This window comes from Microbacterium aquilitoris, assembly GCF_031932285.1.
Taxonomy (GTDB): Bacteria; Actinomycetota; Actinomycetes; order Actinomycetales; family Microbacteriaceae; genus Microbacterium; species Microbacterium aquilitoris.
Genome location: NZ_JAUZVT010000001.1, coordinates 658,519 through 672,226, shown reverse-complemented (window position 1 = coordinate 672,226; position 13,708 = coordinate 658,519). Strand labels below are relative to the sequence as shown.

At 69.8% G+C, this 13,708-nt stretch carries 14 protein-coding genes; 6 read left to right on the top strand and 8 right to left on the bottom strand.

Annotated elements, in window-relative coordinates:
• Window positions 1–73: 73 nt before the first annotated feature.
• The 6 genes from Q9S78_RS03295 to Q9S78_RS03270 all read right to left on the bottom strand — a co-directional run bounded on the left by Q9S78_RS03295 (window position 74) and on the right by Q9S78_RS03270 (window position 6,671).
• A complete protein-coding gene (locus Q9S78_RS03295; protein WP_018185739.1) occupies window positions 74–1,141 on the bottom strand; it encodes a glycoside hydrolase family 130 protein in 1,068 nt (355 codons plus the stop codon).
• A gap of 2 nt (window positions 1,142–1,143) precedes the next feature.
• Window positions 1,144–1,983 (bottom strand): carbohydrate ABC transporter permease, encoded by an 840-nt coding sequence (locus Q9S78_RS03290; protein WP_311868840.1) that lies wholly within the window; start codon window positions 1,981–1,983, stop codon window positions 1,144–1,146.
• Window positions 1,980–2,963 (bottom strand): carbohydrate ABC transporter permease, encoded by a 984-nt coding sequence (locus tag Q9S78_RS03285; protein WP_311868839.1) that lies wholly within the window; start codon window positions 2,961–2,963, stop codon window positions 1,980–1,982. The genes Q9S78_RS03290 and Q9S78_RS03285 overlap by 4 nt, the downstream gene beginning before the upstream one ends.
• A gap of 1 nt (window position 2,964) precedes the next feature.
• Window positions 2,965–4,251, bottom strand: a complete 1,287-nt coding sequence (locus tag Q9S78_RS03280; RefSeq protein ID WP_311868837.1) for an extracellular solute-binding protein — start codon at window positions 4,249–4,251, stop codon at window positions 2,965–2,967.
• A 19-nt stretch (window positions 4,252–4,270) separates the two neighbouring features.
• The gene (locus Q9S78_RS03275; protein ID WP_311868835.1) at window positions 4,271–5,329 is read right to left on the bottom strand and encodes a LacI family DNA-binding transcriptional regulator; all 1,059 of its coding nucleotides are present in this window, start codon (window positions 5,327–5,329) and stop codon (window positions 4,271–4,273) included.
• Window positions 5,330–5,426: 97 nt separating this feature from the next.
• Window positions 5,427–6,671, bottom strand: coding sequence for a sensor histidine kinase (locus tag Q9S78_RS03270; RefSeq protein WP_311868833.1), 1,245 nt, complete (start codon window positions 6,669–6,671; stop codon window positions 5,427–5,429).
• 155 nt (window positions 6,672–6,826) lie between these two features.
• Between Q9S78_RS03270 and Q9S78_RS03265 the strand changes: the two genes are divergently transcribed.
• The gene (locus Q9S78_RS03265) at window positions 6,827–7,486 is read left to right on the top strand and encodes a response regulator (RefSeq protein WP_018185745.1); all 660 of its coding nucleotides are present in this window, start codon (window positions 6,827–6,829) and stop codon (window positions 7,484–7,486) included.
• 15 nt (window positions 7,487–7,501) lie between these two features.
• Here Q9S78_RS03265 and Q9S78_RS03260 read toward each other — a convergent pair whose 3' ends face one another.
• Window positions 7,502–7,702: a hypothetical protein gene (locus Q9S78_RS03260; protein ID WP_018185746.1), complete on the bottom strand. Its 201-nt coding sequence runs from the start codon at window positions 7,700–7,702 to the stop codon at window positions 7,502–7,504.
• Between the two features lie 312 nt (window positions 7,703–8,014).
• Here Q9S78_RS03260 and Q9S78_RS03255 point away from each other — a divergent pair, with 312 nt between their 5' ends.
• The 5 genes from Q9S78_RS03255 (at window position 8,015) to Q9S78_RS03235 (ending at window position 12,136) form a co-directional block, all read left to right on the top strand.
• The gene (locus tag Q9S78_RS03255; RefSeq protein ID WP_018185747.1) at window positions 8,015–8,209 is read left to right on the top strand and encodes an aureocin A53 family class IId bacteriocin; all 195 of its coding nucleotides are present in this window, start codon (window positions 8,015–8,017) and stop codon (window positions 8,207–8,209) included.
• 83 nt (window positions 8,210–8,292) lie between these two features.
• Window positions 8,293–9,225, top strand: a complete 933-nt coding sequence (locus Q9S78_RS03250) for an ATP-binding cassette domain-containing protein (RefSeq protein WP_020097788.1) — start codon at window positions 8,293–8,295, stop codon at window positions 9,223–9,225.
• On the top strand, window positions 9,203–9,967 hold the full coding sequence (locus tag Q9S78_RS03245) for an ABC transporter permease (protein ID WP_311858681.1): 765 nt from the start codon (window positions 9,203–9,205) through the stop codon (window positions 9,965–9,967). Before Q9S78_RS03250 ends, Q9S78_RS03245 begins: the two co-directional genes overlap by 23 nt.
• Window positions 9,968–10,145: 178 nt before the next feature.
• The gene (locus tag Q9S78_RS03240) at window positions 10,146–10,664 is read left to right on the top strand and encodes a PH domain-containing protein (RefSeq protein WP_311858680.1); all 519 of its coding nucleotides are present in this window, start codon (window positions 10,146–10,148) and stop codon (window positions 10,662–10,664) included.
• Window positions 10,661–12,136: a PH domain-containing protein gene (locus tag Q9S78_RS03235; protein WP_311868830.1), complete on the top strand. Its 1,476-nt coding sequence runs from the start codon at window positions 10,661–10,663 to the stop codon at window positions 12,134–12,136. Before Q9S78_RS03240 ends, Q9S78_RS03235 begins: the two co-directional genes overlap by 4 nt.
• Here the strand turns inward: Q9S78_RS03235 and lysS are convergent.
• Window positions 12,129–13,652 carry a lysine--tRNA ligase gene (lysS, locus tag Q9S78_RS03230; RefSeq protein ID WP_311868827.1) on the bottom strand — a complete coding sequence of 508 codons (1,524 nt, stop codon included), beginning with the start codon at window positions 13,650–13,652 and terminating at the stop codon, window positions 12,129–12,131. The genes Q9S78_RS03235 and lysS overlap by 8 nt on opposite strands.
• Window positions 13,653–13,708 lie beyond the last annotated feature (56 nt).

The window sequence follows — 13,708 nt, the reverse complement described above, 5'->3', positions numbered from 1 at the left end:
AGTGCAGGTCCAGAGTCGGATCGGAGCTCTTCAGTGCGCTCGATGGCCGACGGGACCTGCACTCGGCACGCGATCAGTCGGTGCGTTCGAGCAGGGCGACGCCGATCTTCGAGTCGGCCATGCCGTAGAACACGAACAGGCGACCGTCGACCTCTTCGATCGCGGTCGGGAAGACGACGTTCGGCACGATGCCGCTCCGCTCGTCGTCTGTCTCCGGTGCCAGCAGCGGCTCCGGAGTGCGGGCGACGACCGTCGAGGGGTCGTCGGCGTCGAGGATGAGCGCCCCGGCGGCGTAGTTGACCTTCTGCTGCTGTGCGAAGGCGCTCTCGAGCACGCCCGTCACACCGTGGTGCAGGACGAGCCAGCCTTCCGGGATGCGGCGCGGCGGCGGTCCCCCGCCGATCTTCAGCGCCTCGAACGGGAACTCCGGGCCGGCGACGAAGCGGTGCTGCTCCCACAGGGTCAGCGCCGCGAGGTCGTCACGGACGTCGGCGAGGGGGATGTAGCTGATCCAGATCGACTGCCGTTCGTCCTCGACGCCCGCCGGGACGCGGACGCCCTGGCCGGGCTTCGTCTCGCCGAGGTCCCACATGGGGCGGTGGAGGACGGCGAGCGCCTCCCGTCCGTCGGGCGCGGTGACCGGCTCGGGGAAGAACACGGTGTCCTTGTTGTGGAACAGGTTCAGGTCCATGTCGAGGTCGTCCTGGTACCGGAACAGCGCCGGCCCGAGTCGGCGCCACTCGCGCAGGTCGCTCGACACCGCGATCGCCGTGCGCGGGCCGAGGGGCCCGTAGGCGACGTAGGTCATGACGTGCAGTCCGAGCGTCTCGATCCAGGTGACCCGGGGGTCCTCGACGCCGGCGTTGCCGACCCCGCGCTCCCACCCCCGGTCGGGTTCGAGGACGACGCCCTCGCGTTCGACGCGGGTCGGCACCCCGTCCTCCACGACCACGCGGGCAAGGCCCACGCGCGATACGTTGCCGTCGGCCACGAGTCGGGGCAGCAGGTAGAGCTCCCCGTCGGGGCCGCGGCCGGAACCGGGGTTCAACACCCCCTCGACCTCGTTCGGATCGCCCGCGGCCGGGGTCATCACGACCCCCATGCGGGTGAGTCGGTAGGGCACGTGGGTCTCGGTGGTCATGGTCAACCTTTCACTCCGGATCCGAGGTCGTTGGACGTGAAGTAGCGCTGGAACACGAGGAACAGCACCACGGCGGGGCCGGCCAGCACCACGGCGCCGGCCATCATCGCCCCGAACGGGTTCGCGGTGGATGCCGCGATGTTCGAGATGAAGTTCGCGAGAGACACCGCGAGCGGCTGCATCTCGGCATCCTTCGTGATGAGGAACGGCCACAGGAACTCGTTCCACGGCCCGATGAAGGTCAGCAGCACGACCGTCAGCAGCGCCGGCCGCACGAGGGGCAGCGCCACGCTCCACAGCAGACGGAACTCGTTCGAGCCGTCGATCCTCGCGGCGTCGAAGAGCTCCTTGGGCAGCTGCAGGAAGTACTGCCGGAAGATCACCACCGCCGTCGAGTTGATGAAGAACGGCAGGATCATGCCGAGGTAGCTGTCGGCCAGGCCGTAATCCCGGGCGATCATGACGTAGAGCGGGATCATCAGCAGCTGGAACGGTACGACCTGCACCAGGAGGGCGAGGGCGAACGTCGCCCCGCGCCCCCGCCAGCGGAGGATCGCCAGGGCGTATCCGGCCAGGACCCCGAAGACGACCGTGCCGAGGATCACCCCGCCGGTGAAGATGCCCGAGTTGGCGAGCCCCTGCAGCAGGTCGATGCGCCCGTTGATGGCGGCGTAATTGTCGAGCGTCAGGTTCGCCGGGTTGGGGAACGCCCCCGCCGGCGTCGGATCGACGTTCGTCTGCAGCGACCCGACGATCATGTAGAAGAACGGGAACAGGAACGCGAGCGCACCGATCGACAGCGCCGCGTACATCGCGATCTTCGACCCGAGGGCGCGCTTCATCGCTCCTCACCTCCTACGAGCTTGCGCTGCAGGGCAGCGATGGCCAGGACGAACACGATCAGCACGACGCCGATCGCGGCGGCGACGTCGGGGTTCTGCTGCTCGATGCCGCGCTGGTACATGAGCAGCACGGGCGACGTCGAGGCTCCGTTGGGACCGCCGCCACCGGTCAGCAGGTACGGCTCGGTGAAGAGGTTCGCCCCGGTGATCGTGGCGAGCAGGACGACGAGCAGCGTCGCCGGCCGAACGCTCGGCACCGTCACCGAGAAGAACTGCCGCATCTTCCCGCCGCCGTCCATCGACACCGATTCGTACAGCTCGCGCGGCACGTTCTGAAGGGCGGCGAGGTAGAGCAGGATGTAGAACCCGAGCCCCTTCCACGTCACGAAGATCGCGATGGTCGGCATCGCGAGCGCCGAGTTCACGAGCCACGACGGGTCGGGCGCGAGCGGCCCGAGCACGTTGTTGACGAGTCCGCCGCGGGCGAAGAGGAAGAGCCAGACCGCGACGACGGCGACGGATGCCGTGACGTACGGCACGTAGTAGCTCACCCGGAAGAAGGTCCGCGCCCTCGTGACGCGGTCGAGCGCCGTCGCCAGCAGGATCGACAGCACGACCGTCAGCGGCACGTTGATGATCAGGAAGATCCCGACGTTGCCGAACGACCGCCAGACCTCGGGGTCGCTGAGCGCCGTGACGTAGTTGTCGAAGCCGACGAACGGCCGGTCGACCACGGCCCCCGGGGCGGCGAAGAAGTAGTCCTGGAACGACATCCAGACGGCGAACACCACCGGGTAGGCGAAGACGACCAGGACGAAGACGATGTAGGGCGCCGAGAAGAGTAGCCCGTGCGGCTGCGCGCCGAGGAGGCGGTGGAGGATGCCGCGGCGAGGCGCGGCATCCTTCCCGTCCTTCCCGGGGGTGGCACCGCGGGTCGCGCCGGAATCGGACCCGGCGCGACCCGGGACGACGGCGGTCATCTCAGCCCGCCGACGCCAGCTTGTCGACCTCTGCCGCGGTGTCGGAGAGGAACTGATCGACCGGCGTCTCACCGAAGATGACCGACTTCGAGTAGCCGTCACGGAAGGCCTGCCAGATCTCCACCGATCCGACGACGTTGGGCACCTCGACGGTGCGCGCGGCCTGATCGCCGAACTGCTCGTAGGCGGGGTTGTCGGCGAAGTAGTCCGGATAGGTACCCGTCAGGTCCTGACGCAGCGGCATCTGGCCGGTGGCCTTCAGCCACTCGCCGTCCTGCTCCTCACTGGTGGCGAACTTGAGGACGTCCCATGCCGTGCCCTTGCTCTTGCACGCGGTGAACATGCCGACGTTCTTCGCGTCGCTGAACGTCCAGGTGTCACCCGCCGAGGTGCCGTCCTTCGTCGGCACCGGCACGGCTCCCCACTCGATCGAGTCGCCGTACACACTGATCGCCCACGGCCCCACGATCGCCATGGCGGCGTACCCGTCGGCGAACGCGTCGCCCTGGTACTGCTCGTTGCCGGCGAGCTTCTCCTCGTAGAGGGTCCGCCAGAAGTCGGCGACGGCCTTGCCGTTGTCGTCGTCGAACGTCGCCCTGCCGTCCTCGAGCAGCTGCGTCCCGCCGGTCTGCGCCGCGTAGAGCGGGTAGAAGTCGAACCAGGACTGGAAAAACTCGCTCGTGGGGGCGGGGTTGATCGCGTACTCGGACACGCCCTTCTCCTTGAGCGTCCGGGCGGTCTCGAGGAACTCGTCGTAAGTGGACAGCTTCGGATTCTCGGGGTCGAGGCCGGCCTTCTCGAAGAGGGCCTTGTTGTAGAAGATCATCACCGGGTTCGACTTCCACGGCAGCTGGTAGAAATCGCCGTCCTCGGAGCGGTACTGGTCGGCGAGGTCGCCGCTGCGGGCCGTGATGTAGTCGTCGCCGTCCTCGAAGGTCGACAGGTCGACGAGGCCCCCCTGGCGCTGGAAGCCCGGCACCGCCGCCGGCGAGGTGTTGAAGACGAGGCACGGGGCGTTTCCCGCGGTGATCGCGGCCCCGATGACCTCTTCGCTCGAGGCACCGGCGGGGATCTCCTGCGCCTTGACCTGCTCGTCGGGGTGGTCGGCGTTCCACGCCTCGACCATCTTCTTGCCCCAGCCGATCTCGGCTTCGTTGTTGGAGTACCAGATGGTGATGTCGCCGCGCGTCTCGAGGTCGCCGCCACCACCTCCGCCTCCGCCGCCGCACGCGGTGAGGGCCAGCACACCGGCTGCGCCGGCTGCCGTGATGAGGATGCGTCGTTGCATGTCCTGCTCCTTCGTTCGGTTACTCGTGCTCTCTTGCTGTCGTCGGTCGCGCGTCACGCGCCCGTGGAGGTGCCGTCGAACCCCGGACGGCGAGGGTGGGATCGGGAAGGTCGAGGTGAGTGGGCGCGTCACCGCCGATCGCGGCGAGCAGCGTGCGTGCGGCGGCCACGCCCCAGCCGCGGGCGTCGGTCGCGACGCTCGTGAGAGCGGGGTGCACCCAGCGGCCGATCTCGGTGTCGTCGAATCCGGTGATCGAGAGGTCGTCGGGCACGCTCAGCCCGCGCTGGTGGGCGATCCCCATGCCGGCGACCGCCATGCTGTCGTTCGCGTAGATGATCGCTGTCGGCGGGGTCGCCTCGTCGAGGAGGGATGCCGTGGCGCGCGCGCCGTCGGCGGCGCTGAAGTCGGTCTCCACGACGGCGACGTCGAGGCCGGCGGCATCCGCGGCATCGAGGAAGGCGTCGCGGCGGCGTTGGGCGTGGAGCATGCCGGAGGGTCCTGCGACGTGCCCGACGCGGCGGTGGCCGAGGCCGGCGAGGTGCTCGACGGCGAGACGGATGCCGGCGCCGTCGTCCGTCGAGACCGAGGCGAACGGCGAGGCGACGTCGGGGACGCCGAGGGTGACGGCGGGGATCCCGACTTCGGCGAGGAGCGCGATGCGCGGGTCCGCGACGCGGATGTCGGTGAGGATGACGCCGTCCACGCGTCGGTCCGAGGCGAGCGCCCGGTAGGTGGCCTCCTCCTGACGGCCCGGGTTCGCGACGGCGAGGACGAGGGCCTGACCGGTGACGGAGAACTCGTCTTCGAGCCCGGCGATGAACGAGGGGAAGAAGGGGTCGGCCGCGATGACGTCGGGGCTCCGCCCGATCACCAGTCCGCAGGCGAAGGCGCGCCCGACGCTGAGGGACCGGGCGCTCAGGCTCGGCGTCCAGCCGAGTTCGGCGGCGGTGTCCATGATGCGCTGCCGCGTCTCGGCGGCGACGCCGGGACGGCCGTTCAGTGCGAAGGAGACGAGGCCCTTGCTGACGCCTGCCGCGCGCGCGACATCCGCGATCGTGGGGCGGGTCTCGGGGGGCATCGGTCACTCCTTCGTGGCGGACCTGATCTACTAAACCGGTTCAGGCGACGAAAAAGCAAGACCTTGACACGTGCATCGGCGCGGGCGTAAATGCTGATCAGCGCGTGGGCAGCTCCACGCGGACGCGCCATCGACCCTCGTCGGGGCCTGCGGCGAACGTGCCGCTCAGCACCTCGACGCGCTCTCGAAGCCGGGCGAGTCCGAATGCGGGACCGGGGCGCTGACCCGACACGGGGCGATGCGGATCGTTGATCACCGACAGCACGACGGTGTGCGGGGTCACTACGAGCGACAGCTCGATCGTCATGGCCGGCGCGCCGTGCTTCACGATGTTCGTGACCGCCTCCCGCGCGGCGCGGGTGAGGGTCGTCTCGATGATGCCGGCGAGCGCCGCGTCACCGGTGACCTCCGTCCGCACCGTGTGCCCGAGGTCGCGGAGCTTCTGGGCGAGGGAGTCGATCTCTCGGCGGATGCCGGGGGCGCCGGCATCCGTCACGCCGTCCGTCCCCGTCCTGCCGTGGATGAGCTGCAGAACGCGACGCGTGTCGGTCAGCGCCTGAGCGGATGCCGCGACGATCGCGCGCTGCGAGCTGGAGCGGATCTCGGGGTCGTCCGTGCGCTCCAGGACGCGGGCGTGCATGACGGTGATGGAGATCTCGTGCGCGATGACGTCGTGGAGCTCGTCGGCGATACGGGTGCGCTCCGCCAGCAGCGCCGCGTCGAGCTGCGCCTCGTGCGCGTCGACCTGCGAGGCGAGGACGACGTTCCGGCGGACGACGCGACGCAGGCCCCGTCCGACCGTCGCCGACAGGAGCCCGACGACGAAGACGGCCACGACTCCGCCGACGTCGAGACCCGGCGGCACCGTGGCGATCGCCGCCACCCAGGCGACGGCCGCGACACCGTACGCGGTCGAGAACACGGCGCTGCAGCAGTAGAAGACGACCCCGATGCTCATGGCGACCGCGGTCAGATACTCACCGCTCTGACCCGCGACGACGGCGACGAATCCGGCGAGCACGAGGACGATGGCTCCCCACGTGGGCCGCCAGGCCATCGCGATGATCGAGCCGTTGGTGAGCACGGAGGCGGCGATCGTCGGCCACGAGACCGACGGCCCCGATGTCAGCTGCGCCCACACGACGTCGACCGCCGCGAGCAGGGGCAGCAGAGCCAGGATGGCGCGGGCGACCTTCGGGGGGAGGACGTAGTCCCACAGCTCGCGCTGCACGGCACGGGCTGCTCCGCCCGCGCCGTGCATGCCGCGGGTCAGTTGCAGATGCGCAGCACCCGGCACAGGTGCGTCCACAGATTTGTCGGCTGACTCGCGAACGGGATCCATCGGAACATTCTTTCTCTCCCCATCTCGATTTCGTGCCGGAAGGAGCTCCCGGCACGCCCTGCGCCCATCCTGACGCGAGGAGCGCCGGGGGACGCTCCTGCTCAAGACGCAATCCCGTCACCGCAAGACGCAAAACCGGCACCTATGCTGATCGCATGGACCCCATCCGAGTTCTCATCGCCGACGATGAGGCTCTCGTCCGACGGGCTCTCCAGGTGTTCTTGAACGCAGAACCGGGGATGACGGTCGTAGGAGAGGCGAGCGACGGACCGAGCGCTGTCCGCCTGAGCCTCGAACTGAAGCCCGACGTGATCCTGATGGACATCCGGATGCCGGGAGGCGACGGCATCCGCGCGATCGAGCAGTTGTCGGTCGACCTGCCGTCCGCACGGACCATCGCGATCACGACCTACGGATCCGACGAGACGGTGGCCGGCGCCCTCCGGGTCGGCGCCGTCGGCTTCCTCGTGAAGGATTCCGAACCGGAGCACATCACGGCGGCCGTCCGCAGCGCGCACCACGGCGGCTTCGTCCTGTCGTCGGTCGCCGGCCGAGATCTCGTCCGGCGGATCGGCGCGCAGGCGGGTCAGCCCACCGTCACACTGAGCCCCGCGGAACAGGTCTCCCGTCGTGAGCTCGACGTCCTCGAGCTGCTCGCCAAGGGGATGTCGAACGCCGAGATCGGGCGGGACCTCTTCCTGTCCGAGGCGACGGTCAAGTCGCACCTGCGCCGGATCATGACGAAGTGGGGCGTGCGCGATCGGGTGCAGGTCCTCCTCTACGCCGCGACCACCGGCGTCATCCGACTCCCCTGAGCGGGGCGGCGTCCCTCAGCTGCGCGAACGGCTCCGGCGCGACACGATCGCGTAGGCCGTCGCCGCGGCGGCGATGCCGGCCACGGCGGTGATCCCCCAGCGCAGGATCACCTCGACGTCGGTGAAGACGGCCAGGCAGATGTTGACCGTCAGCGCGACGATGAAGAGCGCGGCGAATGCCGCGCCGTCCGCGGCGGTCCGCTTCTTGTCAGCCATGGGATTCCTTACGTCGCGGACGAACGGGCACCGTGTGTCTGCCGCGCGTCGATGTGGGTGGGAACGCCTCGGAGCCTAGCCGCGGCCTGCTCGCCTCGATACGGCGCGAGAGCGCATTCCATCCGGGGGCGGCACCCCGGGCGGTCCCGTTGCGTCTAAAGGCGGATGCGGATTGCGTCCCCCGCACGAGCGCTGGGGCCTTTCGACTCAAGAGCGGCGGCCCGAGCCGTCGGTAGCGTCACTTCCGGCGCTGCGATCGCGGTCACGAACGCAGCGTCACTGACAAACACCAACGGATCGAGAGGAAACATCATGGGGGCAGTTCTGAGGTTCATCGCGTGGGTCATCGCGAACATCGGCCGCTGGGGCCGTGCCGTCGCCGGCCAGGTCGGACGTATCACCGCGTGGGCACGCAACAACTGGCGTCGCGTGCTCGAGTGGATCAACGCGGGCATCTCGTTCGCGACGATCGTCGACTACATCCTGCGGATCCTCGGCATCGGCTGAGATCTGTCCCGATGGGACGGCACCACGTGCGTGCCGTCCCATCGGGACACCGCGACCACCTGAGAGAGAAGGAGAGGCGACCTATGCCGCAGACACCGGACACCGGCATCCGCGTGAGGGGCGTCTCCAAAACGTACGGCGTCAAGCGCGTCCTCGACGACGTCTCCTTCGACATCCCCGCGGGTACCGTCACGGGCCTGCTGGGTCCCAACGGCTCCGGCAAGTCGACCGCGATGCGCACGATGCTCGGGTTGACGATCGCCGACGCCGGATCGACCACGTTCGACGGCGTCCTCTTCCGCGATCTCGCGCAGCCGGGCCGTACCGTCGGAGCCCTTCTCGACCCGGGCGCCCACCACCCCGGGCGCAGTGTCGAGGACACCCTCGCGACGGCCGCCATCCTGACCGGCTCACCGCGCGAGCGGGTCGGCGAACTCATCGCCACGCTCGGCCTGGCCTCTGCCGCACGTCGCCGATTCGGCGCGCTCTCCCTCGGGATGAAGCAGCGGGTCGCCCTCGCCGTCGCGCTCGTCGGTCGGCCTCGACACCTCATCCTCGACGAGCCCATGAACGGTCTCGACATCGAGACGGGCGACTGGCTGCGATCGACTCTGGTCCATCACGCGCACACGACGGGCGGCTGCGTCCTCGTCTCGACGCATCTCCTGCAGGAACTCCAGACCTTCGCCGATCGCATCGTCGTCCTCAGCGAGGGCGCCATCCGCTACTCCGGCGAGGTCGGCGACCTCACCGCCGAAAAGAACGCGACGGCGATCGCTGCGGACACCGACCTGCTGCGACGCGCGCTCACGACCCGCGGCATCCCGTTCAGTGTGCGTCCCGAGGACGGGCGCTTCTCGGTGGGCATCGACCCCCGCTCCCTCAGCGAGATCTGCATCGCCGACCGCATCGTGCTCGACGAGCTCGCCGAGGACCGCGAGTCGATCAGCGACCTCTACCGTCGCCTGACGCGCGGCCAGTACCGAGTGGAAGGTGACGTCTTTGATCCTCGCTGACAGCACCCCGCAGACGGCCGGCCGCTTCGGCCGCAGCCTGCGGGCCGAACTGCGGAACGTCCGCACGACACGGGGGACGCGGTGGGCGCTGGGCCTCACCGCCGCGCTCTGGGTCGTCGTCGGCGCCGGTGTCGCCGCGATCGCGCTGCTCGTCGACGCGGATTCGGTGAGCATCTCCGGCGCGCTCCTCGGCATGGGAGCGGCCGTCACCGTGTTCGTCCCCATCCTGGCGATTTTCATCATGGCCGCCGACTGGCAGTCGCGAGACGTGCTGACGACGTTCGCCCTCGAACCGCGCCGGCACATCGTCTTCCTCGCCAAGGCGCTGACGGCGCTCATCGTGTGCACCGTCCTCGTCGCCATCGCCGCCGTCCTGGCCGTCGTGTTCACCGCCGGCCTCGCCCTCGCCGCCGGGGCGACCATCGTGTGGAACGCGGATGCCGAGAGCATCGCGGTCCTGCTCTGGAGCGCCGCCGTCGGCACCGTGTCGGGCATCGCGTACGGCGCGGCGACGCAGCGCGTCGCGATCGCCATCGTGTTCTCGCTCGTGCAGGGATTCGTGATCGACCCGCTGCTCATGCTCATCCCGCACGGCATCGGCTCGTGGTTCCGGCTGACCGCCATCACCGAGGCCGGCAGCGGCACGGGCGAGCTCGGCCCGGCTCTGACGGCCGGACTGCTGTGGCTGGTCGTCCCGCTCGCCATCGGATTCGCCCGCAATCAGCGGGCCGACGTGCAATGACCGGCGCCCCCTCTGGAAAGGGGTCTGGCTGGCGTCTCGGTCAAGACGCCAGCCAGGGGTGCTTCGAATCGGATCGAGATGAAGCGGGATCAGTTTACGCGCACCGAGGTTTCGATCTCCCGAGAATCCACGCCGGACGGATGCCCGCCGACGCCGCCGGTGCGGGAGTATCGGGATCATGACCGTCCCCGCGAGCACCCCGTCCTCGGGATACCCGCCGGCGCACGGCACCCGCGGTGACTCGGTGCTGGCACCCCGCGCACTGGCCTACCTCAACGTCCGCGAGGGCGCGACCACTGTCCTCGTCACCACGGCGCTCGCCGTCGCCATCGCCTTCCTCCCCGATCCCGGGTGGCGCACGGCGCTCTGGGTGATCGTCGGCATCCTCGCCGTCGTCTCCCTGCTGATCGAACTGCCCTGGCTCAACCGCAAGCAGGTCGAGAACACGAGCTACACCGCGACGGCCGACTACGTCTACATCACGCGCGGCTGGCTCTGGCGGCGGACCACCGTCATCGCGACGGCCCAGATCCTGAACGTCGAGGTCGTGCAGGGGCCGCTGCTGCGCGCGTTCGACGCCGTGAGCGTGCGGTTCACGTGCATCTCCGAGGTCGAGGGCCTCGGCCCGCTCGAGCCGCGTGCGGCGGAGCGCATCCGCGCGACCGTGCTCCACGCGCAGGCGGAGCCGGCGCGGTGACCGTCCCCGCCGACGCGGTCCCCCGGCGTCTTCCGCTGCGCTACCTTCCGGCGTCGTACCTGGAGTCCTCTCCCAAACTCGTCGGCAGTTCCATCGCGGGCGCCGTCTATCTCTTCGGACCCGCCGTGTGGCCGGGCGCATGGGCGTGGCTGGCGCTCGGCCCCCTGATCGCCGTTCTCGTATGCGAACCGGTCTGGCGGTGGACCTTCACCCGGGTGGCGCTCACCCCGGAGCACCTGGTGGTGACGACCGGTGCGTTCACGCGACGCCAGCAGTCCCTCGCCTGGGCCGACATCGGAACGGTCGACAGCAGGCAGTCCTGGGCTTTCGCCCGATGGGACCTGCGCGTCCTCACCCTGTCCCAGGCGGGCGACGAGCGGACCAAGGTCCACCTGTGGGCGGTCGACGAGGACCTCCATCGCGAGGTGACGGCGCGCGCCGGGCACACGCTCCGGACGGCTGAGGCCGAGGTGACCGCCGAGCAGACGGGCCCGGCGCCCGGCATCCTGCTCTACCGGGTGCGGCTGACGCATCTGCTGCTCGCGAGCGTCGTCTACGGCCAGTTCGCCCTCATCGGCGGTGGCGCGGCGTTGGGAGTATCCGAGACGCTGGGCATGTTCGGCGCCGACGCGGCGCTCACCCGGTGGCTGCCGCTCCCCCCGGTCGTCTGGGCGGTGGCGATCGCCGTCGGCATCGTCGCGCTCGGCCTCGTGCTGACGGTGGTGCGCTACGCCTCGTTCGAGGTGCGACGGATGCCGGGCGACCGGATCGTGATCTCCTACGGCCTGTTCTCCACCCACACCCGGAGCGTCTCGCGGGCGACGACGGTCGGCGTCGTGCTGCAGCGCAACCTCGTCGAGACGCTGCTCGGGCGCGTCCGGCTGTCGCTTCTGACGACGGACTCGGCCGCGCAGCTCGGCACGAACCTCCTCCTCCCGTCGCTCCCCCGCCGGGTCGTGGAACGCCTGCTGCACGAGGCGTTCAACGAGGACCCGTCGACGCGCCTGCTCTCCGGCGATCGGGGTGCCCGAGCCATCGGTACGGGTGTCGTTCTGCTCGCCGGGCTGATCGCTGCCGCCGTCCTCGCCGGCTGGGTCGCCGCGTGGCTGGGGTGGCCGCCGCTGCTCGTCCTCGCGACCGGTGCGATCGTCTTCGCGATCGCCTGGCCCGTCACGGTCGTCCTCTGTTCACGACTGCGGGTCGACGCAGGTTCCGACCGGGTCGTCCTCCTCGTCAGTCACGTCGTGCAACGGCAGACGGTGCTGTCCGCCGCGGCCGTGCACATCGTGGGCACGAGCCGGCTCGCGGGGCATCCGCTCGTCGCCGACGTGTGCTTCTACGCAGGGATGCCGCGCACCTTCCGGGCACTCCGGTTCCGCCCCGCGGAGGTCGACGCGCTGTCGGCTCGGATCGCCGAGACGGTTCCGCTGGCGAGGACGCATCGTCGTGCGCCCGCGCCCGCGCTCACTTGACGAGCGGGAAGAGGATCGTCTCGCGGATGCCGAGGCCGGTGATCGCCATCAGCAGGCGGTCGATGCCCATGCCCATGCCACCGGTGGGCGGCATGCCGTGTTCGAGCGCGCGCAGGAACTCCTCGTCGACACGCATCGCCTCGTCGTCGCCGCGCGCGGCGAGCTTCGCCTGCTCGACGAAACGCTCGCGCTGGATGACGGGGTCGACGAGCTCGGAGTAGCCGGTCGCGAGCTCGAAGCCGCGGACGTAGAGGTCCCACTTCTCGACGACACCGGGAATGGTGCGGTGCTCGCGCACGAGGGGCGAGGTGTCGAGCGGGAAGTCCATGACGAATGTCGGGCGCTCGAGGCCGCCCTTCACGAAGTGCTCCCACAGCTCCTCGACGAGCTTTCCGTGGGTGGCGATCTTCTCCGGCACCTCGACGCCCGACTCGGCCGCGAAGGTCTGGAGCTCCTCGAACGAGGTCTCGGGCGTGATGCGGCGACCGGCGGCATCCGACAGCGACTCGTACATCGAGATGCGGTCCCATTGGCCGCCGAGGTCGTACTCGGTGCCGTCGCCCCACGTGACGGTGGTGGAGCCGGCGACGGCGATCGCGGCGTTCTGGATGAGCTCCTGCGTCAGGTCGGCGATGCCGTTGTAGTCGCTGTAGGACTGGTAGGCCTCGAGCATCGCGAACTCGGGGCTGTGGGTGGAGTCGGCGCCCTCGTTGCGGAAGTTGCGGTTGATCTCGTAGACCCGGTCGATGCCGCCGACGACGGCGCGCTTGAGGAAGAGCTCCGGCGCGATGCGGAGGTACAGCTCGGTGTCGAACGCGTTGGAGTGCGTGATGAACGGGCGGGCCGCGGCGCCGCCGTGCTGCACCTGCAGCATCGGCGTCTCGACCTCGAGGAAGCCGTGCGCGTCGAACGTGCGCCGCAGCGACGCGTTCACCTTGGCGCGGGCGACGACGGTCTCGCGGGCGGTGTCGCGGACGATCAGGTCGAGGAAGCGCGACCGCACGCGGCTCTCCTCGCTCAGCTCGGAGTGCAGGTTCGGGAGCGGCAGCAGCGCCTTCGCGGCGATCGTCCAGTCGGTGACCATGATCGACAGCTCGCCGCGGCGGCTGGAGATGACCTGACCGGTGACCGAGACGTGGTCGCCGAGGTCGACGAGCTCCTTCCACGCCTGCAGCGACTCGTCGCCCACCTCGGCGAGGGAGACCATCGCCTGGATGCGGCTTCCGTCGCCGGACTGCAGGGCTGCGAAGCAGAGCTTGCCGGTGTTGCGGCTGAACACGATCCGGCCGGCGACCGACGCGGTCTCGCCGGTCTCATCGCCCGCCTCGAGCGATGCGAACCGCTCGCGCAGAGCTGAGATCGTGTCGGTGACGGGCACGGTCACTGGGTATGCGCCACCCGCGGCATCCGCTCGTTCGCTCAACAGCCGTTCCCGCTTCGCGAGACGGACCGCCTTCTGCTCGATGACGTCCTCTTCGGTCGTCTCGGCGGGCGTGGGCGCGGACGCGTCGGTCATGTTCGGGGGCTCCTCGGGGATTCGACCCTTCAGTCTATCGACGGGCTCCGGGCGGT

What these genes read in the sequence shown, in the direction of transcription:
- Q9S78_RS03260 (WP_018185746.1), bottom strand. Translation starts at nt 7,702, where the DNA reads ATGGCTGACAAGAAGCGGACCGCCGCGGACGGCGCGGCATTCGCCGCG.
- Q9S78_RS03250 (WP_020097788.1), top strand. Translation starts at nt 8,293, where the DNA reads ATGCCGCAGACACCGGACACCGGCATCCGCGTGAGGGGCGTCTCCAAA.
- lysS (WP_311868827.1), bottom strand. Translation starts at nt 13,652, where the DNA reads ATGACCGACGCGTCCGCGCCCACGCCCGCCGAGACGACCGAAGAGGAC.
- Q9S78_RS03240 (WP_311858680.1), top strand. Translation starts at nt 10,146, where the DNA reads ATGACCGTCCCCGCGAGCACCCCGTCCTCGGGATACCCGCCGGCGCAC.
- Q9S78_RS03275 (WP_311868835.1), bottom strand. Translation starts at nt 5,329, where the DNA reads ATGCCCCCCGAGACCCGCCCCACGATCGCGGATGTCGCGCGCGCGGCA.
- Q9S78_RS03285 (WP_311868839.1), bottom strand. Translation starts at nt 2,963, where the DNA reads ATGACCGCCGTCGTCCCGGGTCGCGCCGGGTCCGATTCCGGCGCGACC.
- Q9S78_RS03255 (WP_018185747.1), top strand. Translation starts at nt 8,015, where the DNA reads ATGGGGGCAGTTCTGAGGTTCATCGCGTGGGTCATCGCGAACATCGGC.
- Q9S78_RS03295 (WP_018185739.1), bottom strand. Translation starts at nt 1,141, where the DNA reads ATGACCACCGAGACCCACGTGCCCTACCGACTCACCCGCATGGGGGTC.
- Q9S78_RS03265 (WP_018185745.1), top strand. Translation starts at nt 6,827, where the DNA reads ATGGACCCCATCCGAGTTCTCATCGCCGACGATGAGGCTCTCGTCCGA.
- Q9S78_RS03290 (WP_311868840.1), bottom strand. Translation starts at nt 1,983, where the DNA reads ATGAAGCGCGCCCTCGGGTCGAAGATCGCGATGTACGCGGCGCTGTCG.
- Q9S78_RS03280 (WP_311868837.1), bottom strand. Translation starts at nt 4,251, where the DNA reads ATGCAACGACGCATCCTCATCACGGCAGCCGGCGCAGCCGGTGTGCTG.
- Q9S78_RS03270 (WP_311868833.1), bottom strand. Translation starts at nt 6,671, where the DNA reads ATGGATCCCGTTCGCGAGTCAGCCGACAAATCTGTGGACGCACCTGTG.